Source organism: Thalassomonas sp. RHCl1, from assembly GCF_947387555.1.
In the GTDB taxonomy this organism is placed as follows: Bacteria; Pseudomonadota; Gammaproteobacteria; order Enterobacterales; family Alteromonadaceae; genus Thalassomonas.
The window spans coordinates 88,929-102,738 of sequence record NZ_CANDNZ010000004.1 but is presented as its reverse complement, the minus strand read 5'-3'; the positions used below and the strand labels follow the sequence as shown (position 1 = coordinate 102,738).

At 49.4% G+C, this 13,810-nt stretch carries 8 protein-coding genes; 2 read left to right on the top strand and 6 right to left on the bottom strand.

Annotation, left to right across the window (positions count from 1 at the left end):
• Positions 1-28 precede the first annotated feature (28 nt).
• On the bottom strand, positions 29-1,714 hold the full coding sequence (locus tag QL234_RS13320) for a di-heme oxidoredictase family protein (protein WP_281558322.1): 1,686 nt from the start codon (positions 1,712-1,714) through the stop codon (positions 29-31).
• 301 nt (positions 1,715-2,015) lie between these two features.
• Between QL234_RS13320 and QL234_RS13315 the strand changes: the two genes are divergently transcribed.
• The gene (locus tag QL234_RS13315; protein WP_281558321.1) at positions 2,016-2,495 is read left to right on the top strand and encodes a YbaK/EbsC family protein; all 480 of its coding nucleotides are present in this window, start codon (positions 2,016-2,018) and stop codon (positions 2,493-2,495) included.
• A gap of 169 nt (positions 2,496-2,664) precedes the next feature.
• On the opposite strand, the gene QL234_RS13310 is transcribed toward QL234_RS13315, so the two are convergent.
• A complete protein-coding gene (locus QL234_RS13310; protein WP_281558320.1) occupies positions 2,665-4,320 on the bottom strand; it encodes a cytochrome c peroxidase in 1,656 nt (551 codons plus the stop codon).
• A gap of 449 nt (positions 4,321-4,769) precedes the next feature.
• Complete coding sequence (locus QL234_RS13305) at positions 4,770-7,148, bottom strand: EAL domain-containing protein (RefSeq protein WP_281558319.1); 2,379 nt, start codon at positions 7,146-7,148, stop codon at positions 4,770-4,772.
• Between the two features lie 560 nt (positions 7,149-7,708).
• Between QL234_RS13305 and QL234_RS13300 the strand changes: the two genes are divergently transcribed.
• Positions 7,709-8,524, top strand: a complete 816-nt coding sequence (locus QL234_RS13300) for a hypothetical protein (protein ID WP_281558318.1) — start codon at positions 7,709-7,711, stop codon at positions 8,522-8,524.
• An 89-nt stretch (positions 8,525-8,613) separates the two neighbouring features.
• On the opposite strand, the gene rlmJ is transcribed toward QL234_RS13300, so the two are convergent.
• The 3 genes from rlmJ to QL234_RS13285 all read right to left on the bottom strand — a co-directional run bounded on the left by rlmJ (position 8,614) and on the right by QL234_RS13285 (position 13,617).
• Positions 8,614-9,477 (bottom strand): 23S rRNA (adenine(2030)-N(6))-methyltransferase RlmJ, encoded by an 864-nt coding sequence (gene rlmJ, locus QL234_RS13295; RefSeq protein WP_281558317.1) that lies wholly within the window; start codon positions 9,475-9,477, stop codon positions 8,614-8,616.
• Positions 9,478-9,604: 127 nt separating this feature from the next.
• A complete protein-coding gene (locus QL234_RS13290; RefSeq protein ID WP_281558316.1) occupies positions 9,605-11,197 on the bottom strand; it encodes an ABC-F family ATPase in 1,593 nt (530 codons plus the stop codon).
• Positions 11,198-11,295: 98 nt separating this feature from the next.
• Positions 11,296-13,617, bottom strand: a complete 2,322-nt coding sequence (locus QL234_RS13285) for a YgiQ family radical SAM protein (RefSeq protein WP_281558315.1) — start codon at positions 13,615-13,617, stop codon at positions 11,296-11,298.
• Positions 13,618-13,810: the final 193 nt, after the last annotated feature.

Sequence of the window (13,810 nt, the reverse complement as noted above, 5' to 3'; positions counted from 1 at the left end):
TTGCTTTTACCGCTTAACGGCAAACAAGCTATAAGCCAATATTCGGATTGGCCGGGCTTTTTAAAGAACCTAAAAACTTCAGTAAATTGCTTTGCTCGGCGGCGCTTAATCCGGTAAAATTCGCCTTGGCGTTTGCTCCTTCACCATCGTGAAATAAGATGGCATCGCGCAGCGTTAATGCCCGGCTGTCGTGCATATAAGGGGCGCTGTCTGAGACACCCCACAGCCTGGCGGTGGTAAAGCGGCTGTTGCCGTTGGCTTCTGCCAGGCCCGGTCCCATGTCATGAATTTTTAAATCCGAAAATAAATCCACCCGGACACCCGAGCCAAAGCCTGCTACGGGAAAGCCATGGTTTTGCAGATTCAAAACCCGATAGATATTTTTCAATGGGTCCGAGTCGACCTGGGGGAAGCTAAAGGGCAGGAAACGGTTACGGGTGGTGAGACTTGGAATATGGCAATCGGCACAACCAATAGCGCTAAAGGTTTCTTTACCGGCACTGGCCTCGTCGCTTAACGGGCTGACTATTTCCGGCGGTTCTATACCTTCTAAAAACAAGGACATGCCGCTGAGTTCGCCGACAAATAGTTCATTTGTAACGCCATCACCGTCAGGGTCGACAAAATAACCGACTTCTTCCACCGGCTGCATACCCATATGGAACTTGGTGGCTTCGAGATCGAAGGCGCGGGTGGTGGTGAAGGAGCCCTTGCGGCTAAAGGGTCTGACGATCAGTACTTCGGTGAGATCCTGTAAGCTTGCTCCGGGATCCGGGCTATCCAGGTTATTGGTCAGGCCTTCAATGTTTTGTCCGTTACAGCTGCCCACACCGGTGCAGGTGATAGTACCGAAGTTAATGCCGTGGGAGTTTAGCGCGATAATATTACCCGGGTTGGCTTCGGCCGTTGCCAACAGGTTCTGCAAATCCAGGGTGATTTCTTTGGCGAGCAAGGAGATTCCGCCGGCCCCGAAGATGCCGGGAGGATTGATCGCCCGGGCACTTTCGTTGAGTTCAAAGGGGGCTTCTACCACCCCGCTATCATCGGGATCTGTGCCGTCATACAGTGTCATCATAGGAAAAGGACTGGCAGATGACGCACCCGAGCCGCCCACGGCAAAGGTTGCCGGGATCACCCGGTTGGATTTAATGCTATGGCACTCTAGGCAAGCCTGGGCATCCAGGCCATGCAAGCGCAGAAACGGCGTTTGCCCGTTTTGCAGCACCGGACGGTTGCCCAGCAAAGTTCTGTCCTGGGTATCGTCGATAGGACCGTCGCCGTAACCGTCGCACAAGGTCATAGGGCTGGCAAAGAGTCTTAATCCCGCCCGGCGGATAACATTGGTACTGGAAAAGATGGCTTCAAATTGCAGCACCCTGTCCTGCAAGACACAATTATCCAGGGGTACAGGTGTGCTTGAGGGCGCCTGGCTGATATTGGCCGTTCTCGGCTGTGGCGGCGGGTTGCCTTCTAAGTCAACGCTACCCGGGTCTTGTCCTTCGAACAGGGCCTTATCCACCTCGGAATAATCATCGGGGGGGATAGGATTTTCCAGGTGCCTGAACTGGTCAAATTCGGCGGGAAATTCATTAACCGGGTCATCAATTGCCAGTTCGTTGTTGGCACTGACGCCATGGCTGTTTAAGGTCAGGAGAACGGCAAAACTGGATGAAAAGAATACGGATGATGCAACTGCTTTTTTTAATAGCGGCATATTGAAATTCCTTTTTTAAAGAGTCAATCCCTACTGCAAAGTACTCGGAAATTACAGAAGTAAAAAGTATAGAAGAACAGCGCCATTGCGCTAATGCCAGGGAGTTTAATTACCGCTTTTTATCGTGGAAAATAGGACAGTTTATTGTTTAAAAAAGTATTTTTTATCGTGAAAAAATAGTGATTATTTGCAGTGGAAAAAGGCATGCATGGACAAGGTGATAAACGGGGGTTCTCCGCGATGGTAAATGCCGGGTAGCCTTCTATAATAAAGGTGAGCCATAAAATGTGTGGAGGCTAATATGACTATTTCTACTCGGCTTGATACCTATTTGACGGAGCACAATATTTCCTATCAAACCGTTCCTCATTATCACAGTAACAGTTCAATTGGCAGTGCGGTGGCAGCGCAGATCCCACTGAACCAAATTGCAAAAGCTGTTGTATTAGTCGACCATGAGGGGCGCAAAATGATGGCGGTATTGCCGGCCAACAATAAGGTCAGTTTATCGGCCTTAAATGATGAACTGCGTGGCAGCTATCAACTGGTGAAGGAAAGCGATATCTACCAGATGTTCAGTGATTGCGACCATGGTGCGGTACCGCCAATCGGTGATGCTTATAATATGCCTGTTGTGTGCGATCAGCAGTTAGACTCCTTGGAGCAGGTCTATATTGAAGCGGGCGATCATCAGACATTGCTGCGCTTGGATCATGATGCTTTTGAGCAGATGATGAGCAAAGGCAAGCATATCCGTTTTAGCAGGGAAGTGATCCATTAAATGATTCAGGTCATGACTTAATTTTGTATCATAAATAAAAAAGCGATGGCAGTGCCGTCGCTTTTTTTTTTGGGCTGAGATGTAGATGCAGAATTAAATGCTCTTGATGGGAGCAAGGTCATTTAACCTGCACAACATCTCAAAACGCTAGACAATACGCTAATTGTAATTACAGTGAGTTGCCGTCCCTGTCGTGGGCAATGACCGGGCTATCGTCCGGGAACTCGGCTTCGTTGCTTTCATCTACAATCCACGGGGCCAGACAGGTACGATTTTCAACACAAGGATCGGTCAGGGCATTTAAGAAGGCCACTACCTGGGCAACTACCTCGGTCGATAAGTTTGGCGAGCCACGCAGCGGGCCGCTGGCTTCCACTTCATCATTTCTTGCCGCTTCTAAATGCTCAACCGCAGCGATGGAGTTAGCATAGGCATCCGGGTAAAGGTTTTCACAGGTTTGGTTGTTTTTCTGCATCAAATCGGCAATTTGCGGCAGCTGACAGAAGGGAGCTTCCCCGTCGGCAAAGGCTTCATTGCCCTGGGCGGCAAACAGGGTGTTGATAGACTCGCGTGGGTTACCGTAATGAGCGACAACTTCTTCCAGGGTCTGGAAAGCACCGGTATGGCCATAAGGACCGGTTACGGCGATGTTAAGCAGCGTCGGCGGTCTGAAATGCATTCTGTCTTCAAGGTCGCCGGTGACATTTTCACGGCCAAAATCATGAGATGTGTCTGTGGTGCTGGCATTGCCTTTACCCGGTCCGAATTGCGGGAAAGCCACCAGGCGGTGTCCGCCCCCGCCTAAGGTATCATTGCGGTGACAACCAGCGCAGCCTGCGCCGCCGTCACGTCTTGAGCGGAAAAATACCAGGGCACCGGCTTTTTGCTGGTCGGTCAGGGCATCGCTGTCGCCGTTTAAGTAGGCTTGCCACGGGTTATTAACAAACACCATAGAGCGTTCATATTCCCCTAAGGCATCGGCGATGCGGTCAAAGGTAACTTCGGTATCGCCATAGGCCTGGGCAAATAGTGCCGGCCAGTTGCTGACATAGTCGCCGTCGCTGTTGTCAAACCTTGTGGTCAGCAAGGCCCTTAACGCCTGGTTGTCGTCTTCTGCGGCAAAATCGCCGCGCATTTCTTCTACCGAGGTAACCGGGAATCGTGCCTGCGCCGCGGCTAAGGTTGCGCCCGCGGGTAAGTTAGGATCTGCCAGGCGGTTACCGTCTTCATCAAGCGGGGAATCCGGGGTCACTATGCCCTGATTGCGACGGCGTTCCACCCGGCTGTCCCAGAACATGCGGCGGTTGTTCAAGCCTAAGTTAAAAACCGTAGGGGCATTTCGGGGCACGGCGGGCAGGTTGTTGGCATCGTTGTCGTTAAATCTGCCCAGACCCAGCAGGTCGTGGCTGCTGATATCAAGTGCATTGACGGCATCAACCCCCACAGATAAGGACAGGTTGTCACCGCCTCCTAACGTGGGGTGATGGCAGGAAACACAGGCGGAGCTGTTTTCACCGCCGAGGTTTTTGGCAAAGAATAACTGTTTGCCTAACTGAGCCCTTTCGTCTGTGATCTCCGGCAAATCCAGGTCTTCAACATCTATCGGGGAGATGTCACGCTCGGCGATCAGTGCCTGCAGGTTTTCTTCAGCGTTGACTAAGTTGGCATCGGCATCGATAGCGCCTCTGCCGCCACGGCCCTGGCCATTGCCACGCCCCTGACCATCACCACGGCCTTGGCCATCATTGCCGCGCTCTCCTCTTTGGCCATCCGCGCCGGGTCCGCCACGTGGTGGGGCTTCCTGTGCCTGGGATGGGAGTATCATTAAACTACTTAGCACTAGCATGCTTATACAAACGGCTTTATTCATTGTAATTACCTCTGACATCTATCTATTGTGTTTAACAGAAAACAAACAGGCTAAATAATGAAACGGGGGCTGATGACAATGTAATGGCGTGTTATCTATGCTTCGGTCTTTTAAGGAGACTCTTGTTGTACACGCCGGGTCACTTTTCGTTATTTAGGTCTTCCTTTACCCTAGAACGCATAAGTTCCGCTCAGGTTGACACTGAATGTAAAGAAAAGTAAAGAAAAGTCAAAAAAGGTCAGGATTGTAACCGGATTGCTTGGTTTGTGGTTAACTTTAGTTGTTGATATTTATGCTGTTTTGTTCGGTGCTGATATCTGGTGTTTAATTACAGTTTTATTTTATAAAAACTTACAAAAGGGATGAAAGGTACGAAACATTGCCCTTAATCAGAGCAAAATTTCTCAGATTTTATACCGGGTATTTGAGTGTAATAACGCTTCAAATTGCTCAACCGTTAAAGGTTTTGCCAGCCAGTAGCCCTGGCCATAGTGGCAGCCCATGTCTTTTAATAACTGCAGCTGCTCTGTGCTTTCTATGCCTTCGGCAATGACCTTAATGCCGAGTTTTTTGGCCATGACCACCATGGCTTCACAGATGATCAGATCATCACTGCCCTGTGACATTTTCTGAACAAAGCTTTTATCGATTTTTAAATAGTCGATATGAAATTTCTTCAGGTAAGAAAGAGAGGAATAGCCGGTGCCGAAATCGTCGATGGAAATTTCCATACCCGAGTGGCGCAGCTGGGCTAAACGTTGATTGACCTGGTCATAGTCATTCATTAACAGGTTTTCGGTAATTTCTAAAGTGACTGCATCGGCATCAAGCCGGTAGTTTGCTAACCAGGCAAGCCAGTTGGCCGAGCTGTCGGTATTATTGCGGTATTGCAGCGGAGAAGTATTAATGCTGATCTGAAAATTCTTTGCATACTGCTGGCGCCACTTGGCTACTTGCAAGCAGGCTTGTTCAAATACCCAGTTACCAATGTCAACGATGAGTCCGCTCTCTTCCGCCAACGGGATAAAATCTGTCGGGCTGATTATGCCGCGGCTGGGGTGATGCCAGCGCAGCAAGGCCTCGGCTTTATAAACCTCTTGACTGTCGATTTCAAAAATAGGCTGATAAAGCAGGCGTAATTCCTGGTTGTCGATTGCGTTTCTTAAATCATTGATCAAGGTGATGCGGTTTTGTATCGAGGCGCGCATACCCGAGGTAAAGTAATGGAAACAGCTGCGTCCGGCAGATTTAGCGCCGTACATGGCCTGGTCGGCATTTTTTAGCAGCTCATCAAGATCTGCGGCGTCATCGGGAAAGATGGCGATGCCCAGGCTGGCGGAAACATACACCAGCTCTTGTTGCAGTTGAAACGGCTGTGACAGGGAGGAAAGAATTTTACCGGCAATGTCCTCAATAAGGGCTTCATCCTTGAGGTCGGGTATTAAGATCAAAAACTCATCGCCGCCGAGGCGGGCAACGGTATCGCTTTCCCGGGTGCAGCTAAGGAGGCGTTTACCGCATTCGATCAGTAACTCATCGCCGATATTATGGCCGAGGGAGTCATTGACCGCTTTAAAATGATCTAAATCCAGACAGATTAACGCCAGTTTCTGCTGGTTTCGCCGACTGTTTTGCAGGGAGGTTTTTAGCAACTCACGCATCAGGTTACGGTTGGTCAAGCCGGTAAGGCCGTCAAAATTTGCCTGCTGCCAGATCAGCTTGTTGGCCTGGGCTCTTTCTATGGAAATACTGGCCAATGCCGCCGATTGCTCTATCAGATGAAAGTCCCTGGTAGAGGGAGCAGACTTTTCTTGATGGTATATGGCAAAGGTGCCGAGCACTTTGCCTTCGGGGTCGGTAATGGGCTCAGACCAGCAGCTGCCCAGTTGTGCCCGGGCGGCAAGTTCGGTATAAGGGGCCCAAAGAGGGTGGCTGGCAATATCTTCTACTACCACCCTTTTCCCGGTATAGGCACTGGTGCCGCAGGAGCCTACATTTTCGCCTATGGCTATGCCATCCACCGCTTGATTATAAAAATCGGGCATGCTCGGGGCCGAGCCTAAGGTGAGTTTAGTGCCGGTGTCGTCCATTAATAAAATGCTGCACATCATCTCGGGATATTCCAGCTCTACCCCGGTTACTATCGCGGTCAATATCGTTGTTAACGGCTCGGAGCGGGCGATTAATTCCAGTACCTGGTTGCGCAGCCGGTTGAGCTGTTCATTTTGTCGTAACCGGCTGACTGCCTGATGCAGCTGTTTTCTGGACTGGATGAGTTTTGCCGTGACCTGGCTTAAATCGGCGGCATTGACTTCCGACTCCGCCACTTTTGCCAGCTCGGTTAAAATGCTGATTTGTCCCGGTGTTAATGTTCTTGGCTGGTGATCTAAAATGCTCAAAGTGCCGATATTAAAGCCCTGGCTGTCTTTGATGGCGATACCGGCATAGAAACGCAAATGAGGCTCCTCTACCACCCAAGGTTTATCTGCTGAGCGGGAGTCGAGTAAGGTATCTTCTACCACCAAGACTTCATCGGTTAAAATGGTATAACCACAAAGACTTTGTGCCCGGGAGGTTTCCGTTAAATAAAATCCGGGGGAGGATTTAAACCACAGGCGTTTGGCATCAACCAAGCTCACCATGGCAAAGGGTACATCAAATACCTGCATGGCAATACGGGTAATACGGTCAAAACGCTCTTCGGGCGGGGTATCTAAAATATTCAGCGCCTGCAATGCCAGCAGTCTTTGGGTTTCATTTTTAAATAATGTTAAGTCAGGCAAGACTACATCCTTTCACTACGGCGCCGGCATCAATAATCTTTCTTTTTCCTTCGTTAAAGAGTAAGGGATAAAGGAAGGGGTATTTGCACACAAGATACATACCTTGAAAATTAAAACTTACTATTAAAGTCATTTTGATACCAGAGAAATCTGTAAAACCTGCTGTTTTGTGTGTTTATTAAACAAAAAAATGACAAGGATTAAAGCGATACGAATCAAAAGGCTAAGCAAAGCACTATGATTTTTAGCCCGCTTTTTCGGCGGCTGCCATGGTCTCATGGCTAGTTATTGCCGCCGGGTTATCGTATAGTGGTTAAGTCTTAAACAGTTTGGAATTCGCCTATAAGTAAATAATCCGGGCCTGATTGGCAGTACAGGTTATTGATTAGGTTAGTAAAGATAAAGTTTTTAGAAGAATAAGCACTTTTAATGGAGAAAATAGCTTGTTGTTTTGAAGTTGACTCCATGGTTTATGGAAATGATTGACGTAAAGGTTTGACGAATAATCTGGCGTGAAACTTGAATAGTCAAAGTAAAGAATCAATCAAAAGTGCTGTATTATGAACTTACATCGATTACTTACTTCAATTTGTCTTATTGTGCTGCTCAGCGGCTGCGCCACCCTGGATGTGCTGATGGTGAGTGCCACAGGGATCAGTTACCTGGTCAGTGGTAAATCCATTTCCGATAATATTGTCTCTGCTGTGATTGATGAAGATTGTGCTGCCCATAGGTTATTGTTAAATAAAGATGTTTGCATACCCACCAATCAACCTGCCGATATATTAGCTAATGATGGAGAAACCCGGATAGCAGCAAACACCTTGCCTGAACAACCCCGGAAAGAAGTTATAGCCGTAGAACAACCTGAGGTTTATCAATCAGGTAGCAACACAGTCATTGCCCGGGCGCTGGATCGCAGTGAACAATTTAAGCAGTTATTGCCTGTTGAAGATACCGGGGAGAATAGGGGACAAGCCCAGTCAGCAACAGCCCGACAAGCTTTGCCGCAAGAAGTCAGCGTAGCCAGTGAAATCGCCAAAAATATGACACCTCCGCACAGCTCAGCTGAGCACAATCATTATATTGAAAACCCGCAAACCTTTGTCGTGATCGGCAGCTTTAATGAACTGGCCTTTGCCCGGGAGCGGCAAATATCCCATCTGGCGTTAAATGCCGAAGTGGTCAGCAATTTACATAATGACAAGACCAAGTTCCGTGTCGTGGTTGGTCCTTATAATGAGCTGGACTCCGAGCAGTCGCTGACGCAATTGCCCGAATTGGAAAAATTCTCTCCCTGGCGCATAAACTTGTGTGCCAGCTCTATGGCGCCGCCGCCGTGTGAAAGTTCGGTTGTCGCCCGGGTGGAGTTTTAATTGCAGCCTGTGGTAAGGGATTTAGCCGGGATGTGCCGCGGCCAATAGTGCGCCGCGGTTATTGGTGGTAATAGCAGAACCGGTTTTCTTTATTCTGCCACCAGCTGTTCAAGTTTATAGCTGGCGTTATCCTGTCCTTTTTTCAGCTGGGTTTGCAGGTAAGGCAATATTGCTGTCAGCTGTTCTTTAAGCTGCCATGGCGGATTGACGATAAACAACCCTGTCCCCGTCATGCCGTACTCTTCGGTGTCCGGGCGTTGGCAAAACTCTACCTGAAGCAGGTTTTTCACCTGGCTGTCGGTGAAGGTTTTCTCCATCTCGTCTACCAAAGCCCGCTTTACCACGGGGTACCAGAGAATATAAGTGCCGGTGGCAAATTTGTCATAGGCCTTGATAATGGTTTTTACCGCTTTCGGATAATCTTCTTTTAATTCATAAGGCGGGTCGATTAATACCACACCGCGCCTGCTTGGCGGCGGCAGTAACGATAGTACCCCCTGGTAACCGTCAGACTGTTTGACATGGGCTTTGCGCCAGCGCTGGCAAAAATCGTTAAGGTAGTCGATATCGGTTGGGTGTAATTCAAATAAGTGGGCGCTGTCCTGGCGTCTTAATATTGCTTTGGCAATGCCGGGAGAGCCGGGATAAAGGCTGATCTCATGATCACTTGAACCCTGGTTCATATCCCGGATCAGCTCCAGATAGGGCAGCAGGGCTTCGGGTGTTGCTTGTTGTGTTTCGGCGGATAACAGCCTGGCGATGCCTTCTTTATATTCGCCGGTTTTCTGGGCATAGCTGTCACTGAGCTGATACATGCCGGCGCCGGAATGGCTGTCGATATAACTAAAGCCTTTTTCCTTGCGGGTCATATAATCGAGTACCAGGGTCAATACCGAGTGTTTTAAGACATCGGCGAAGTTGCCGGCGTGAAAGGCATGGCGATAACTAAGCAAGGTTCACCTCTTTAATGTGTTTGCTTGAATGTGTTGAACTCGCTGGAGTTTGTTGAATAAAATCGGAATTTCTCTCTGCACCCGGGCTTTTAAAGCCGGGGCAGAGGGAAATAAACAGGCGGATTAATTAAGCCTGCGATGCCAGGTATTCTTCGTAAGTACCGGCAAAGTCAACATAACCGTCTTCTTTAAGCTCGATAATACGGGTGGCCAGGCTGGAAACAAATTCCCGGTCGTGGCTGACGAACACCAGGGTGCCTTCGTATTTTTCCAGCGCCATGTTCAAGGATTCGATGGACTCCATATCCATGTGGTTGGTGGGTTCATCCATTACCAGGATGTTGGGCTTTTGCATCATCAGCTTGCCGAATAACATCCGGCCCTGCTCACCACCGGATAATACTTTGACGGACTTTTTGATGTCGTCGGCAGAGAACAATAAACGCCCCAGGTAACCGCGTACCACCTGCTCGTCGTCGCCTTCCTGACGCCACTGGCTCATCCAGTCAAATAATGTCATGTCATTTTCAAATTCATGGGCATGATCCTGGGCGTAATAACCGATATTATGGTTTTCGGACCAGTTGAATTCACCGGTATCTGTCTGGTAACCGGCTTCGCCCATCAGCAAACGCAAGAAGGTGGTTTTACCGATACCGTTTTCCCCGATCACCGCGATACGCTCACCGACTTCTGCCATCAGCGAGATATCTTTAAGCACATGATTATCGTCAAAGCTCTTGTTGATGTTTTCCATTACCAGGGCATTACGGAATAACTTTTTCTCTTGCTCAAAACGGATAAATGGATTGACCCGGCTGGACGCTTTTACTTCATCAAGCTGAATTTTATCGATTTGCTTGGCGCGTGAGGTTGCCTGTTTCGCTTTAGATGCATTGGCAGAGAAACGGGCAACGAACTCTTTTAATTCGCTGATTTGTGCTTTTTTCTTGGCGTTATCTGCCAGCAGCTGGGCACGGGCCTGGGTGGCTGCCAGCATATATTCGTCATAGTTGCCCGGATAAACCCGCAGCTCGCCGTAATCAAGATCAGCCATATGGGTACAAACACTGTTGAGGAAGTGTCTGTCATGGGAAATAATGATCATGGTGGAGTCACGTTCGTTTAAGGTTTCTTCCAGCCATTGGATAGTGTGGATATCCAGGTTGTTGGTTGGTTCGTCGAGCAATAAGATATCCGGATCGGCAAACAAGGCCTGGGCCAGTAATACCCGAAGCTTCCAGCCGGGAGCGACTTCACTCATTTTGCCATAGTGCTGTTCAACCGGAATACCGACACCCATCAACAGTTCACCGGCGCGGCTTTCGGCGCTGTAACCGTCCATTTCGGCATATTCAGATTCTAAATCGCCCACGCGCATGCCGTCTTCTTCGCTCATTTCCGGCAGGGCATAGATGCGGTCACGCTCTTCTTTTACTGCCCACAGTTCGGTATGGCCCATGATCACGGTATCGACCACAGAATATTCTTCGAAGCCGAACTGATCCTGGCGTAGCTTACCTAAACGCTCGTTCGGGTCCAGGCTGACATTACCGGACGTTTGCTCAAGGTCGCCCCCCAAGATTTTCATCAGGGTGGATTTACCACAACCGTTGGCGCCGATCAGGCCGTAACGGTTACCGCCGCCAAATTTCTGGGAAATGTTTTCAAACAGCGGCTTGGCGCCAAACTGCTGGGTAATATTATTTGCTTGTAACAAAGGTTTATCCTTTTGTATTTGATTCACCTTGAACAGGCCGATATAAAGTCGTGCCGAACAAGGTGTGAGTTAATTAAAAATTTGTTTGTGTTAATCCGTTACGCGGGTTTTTGTCCCTTTTTTCGGCCCGGTTTTGAACCCGGACCTTTACGGTCATTAAACTGGTTGCTGCTAAAGCGGGTCAGCCCCGGATTGGCTTTGCCTTTGCCATTTGTCCGGTTCGTGCGCCCAGGTGTTTTTTGTCCCGGCCTGTTTTGGCCCGGAGAGGTTTTATTGCCCTTGGCGTTATTTTTCCCTTTGGTATATTGCATGGTTTTTTCTGCACGGCTCTCTGCCGGTACCAAACAACCTTCTTTTGAGCCGATAAGCTTACGCGCCAGCCCCATTTTGGTGATGGCTTCACGGATGATCGGCCAGTTGGCGGGATCATGGTAGCGTAAAATCGCCTTGTGCAAGCGGCGCTGCCGTCCGCCTTTGGGCACGGTGACGGCGTCGCTGTGCTTTTTCACGTTTTTCAGCGAGTCCAGCTCGGTATGGTACAAGGTAGTGGCATTGGCCAGCGGCGACGGATAAAAGTTCTGCACCTGGTCCAGCTTGAAGTTATTTTCCTTTAACCACAGCGCCATATTGATCATATCCATATCTGTGGTGCCGGGGTGGGCGGAGATAAAGTAGGGGATCAGGTACTGTTTTTTACCGGCTTCTTTGGAATAGAAGTCGAACATTTCCTTGAACTTGTAATAGCTGCCCATACCAGGTTTCATCATCTTACTTAACGGGCCCTGTTCGGTGTGCTCGGGGGCAATTTTTAAATAACCGCCGACATGATGACGGGCCAGCTCTTTAACATAGTTGGGGTCTTCCACCGCGAGATCGTAGCGCACCCCCGAGGCGATCAGGATTTTTTTAATGCCTTTCACCTTACGGGCCTTGCGGTACAGCTCTATGGTCGGGGTATGGTCGGTATCCAAATGGCCGCAAATGGTGGGCCAGACACAGGAAGGCTTACGGCAGGTGGCCTCGGCCTTGGGGCTTTTACAGTTTAACTTGTACATGTTGGCGGTCGGGCCGCCGAGATCGGAAATTACGCCGGTAAAGCCGGGCACTTTTTCCTTGATGTCTTCAATTTCCTCTATGATAGATTCCTGCGAGCGGCTCTGGATAATACGGCCTTCGTGCTCGGTGATGGAGCAGAAGGTACAGCCGCCGAAACAGCCGCGCATGATATTGATAGAGGTTTTGATCATATCATAGGCGGGGATTTTGGCCGAGCCGTAGGCCGGGTGCGGTACCCTCTGGTAGGGCAGGCCGAAGACATCGTCCATTTCCTGGGTGCTTAGCGGGTAGGCCGGCGGATTTAACCAGATAATGCGGTCGCCGTGGCTTTGCACTAAAGGTTTGGCTGAGCCGGGGTTCACTTCCTGATGGAAAATACGCGAAGCATGGGCGTAAAGCACTTTGTTACTCTTTACCTGATCATAGGTAGGTAAATTAATATAGGTGGTTAGCCAGGGTTTGGCTTTGTTATCCCAGTTTTTATTCTGGTATTTGGCACTGATATGCTCGGATATTTCCACCACCTGAGGAGTTTTGGAAACATCTTTGGCGATATCGTCTGCGCTGCTTTGTTCTTTATTGCTGTCGCAGCTTGCTGCACTCATGTCCTGATAAGGACTGGGAATAGGGTCTATCTTGCCGGGCTTGTCGATATTGCGCGAGTCTATGCCTTTCCAGCCGGGCAGGGGCTGTTTGGCCAGAAATGCGCTGCCGCGGACATCGGTAATGGTTTTAACATCTTCGCCTTTGGCGATGCGGTGGGCAATTTCCACCAACGGGCGTTCAGCGTTGCCATAAATAAGCAGGTCGGCCTTGGCATCGAATAAAATCGAGCGGCGTACTTTATCGGACCAGTAATCGTAATGGGCGATGCGGCGCAAGCTCGCTTCTATGCCGCCAATGACCACAGGCACATCTTTGTAGGCTTCTTTACAGCGCTGACTGTACACCAGTACCGCGCGGTCGGGGCGTTTGCCGCCTTCGTTATTTGGGGTATAGGCATCGTCATGACGCAGGCGGCGTTCGGCGGTATAGCGGTTGATCATCGAGTCCATGTTGCCCGCGGTAACGCCATAAAATAAGTTGGGTTTGCCAAGCTCCATAAAGGCGTCTTTGGAATGCCAGTCGGGCTGGGCAATAATGCCGACCCGAAAGCCCTGGGCTTCGAGCATACGGCCGATAATCGCCATACCAAAGCTAGGGTGGTCGACATAGGCATCACCGGTAACCAGGATAATGTCGCAGCTGTCCCACCCCAATTGGTCCATTTCCTGGCGTGACATAGGTAAAAATGGCGCAGAGCCATAACATTCCGCCCAGTATTTGGGATATTCGAATAACTTTACTTGCGGTAATGGGATCATATTTTTTGCTCTGGCCTTGCCTGTGTTTCAGTTCATCTAGCGGCTTTTATGATTTCGCTCATAAAACACCTATAAATACTTACCGTTTTTGCACCTGCCGCTGACTTGATGGAAACGTAAGCGCGAAACGGGCGCGCGATTATAGCAAAATTCGCCGCCGTTAGCATGTTAATTTTAAACGTACAGTTATGCT

What these genes read in the sequence shown, in the direction of transcription:
- QL234_RS13320 (WP_281558322.1), bottom strand. Translation starts at nt 1,714, where the DNA reads ATGCCGCTATTAAAAAAAGCAGTTGCATCATCCGTATTCTTTTCATCC.
- QL234_RS13310 (WP_281558320.1), bottom strand. Translation starts at nt 4,320, where the DNA reads ATGATACTCCCATCCCAGGCACAGGAAGCCCCACCACGTGGCGGACCC.
- QL234_RS13285 (WP_281558315.1), bottom strand. Translation starts at nt 13,617, where the DNA reads ATGATCCCATTACCGCAAGTAAAGTTATTCGAATATCCCAAATACTGG.
- QL234_RS13315 (WP_281558321.1), top strand. Translation starts at nt 2,016, where the DNA reads ATGACTATTTCTACTCGGCTTGATACCTATTTGACGGAGCACAATATT.
- QL234_RS13300 (WP_281558318.1), top strand. Translation starts at nt 7,709, where the DNA reads ATGAACTTACATCGATTACTTACTTCAATTTGTCTTATTGTGCTGCTC.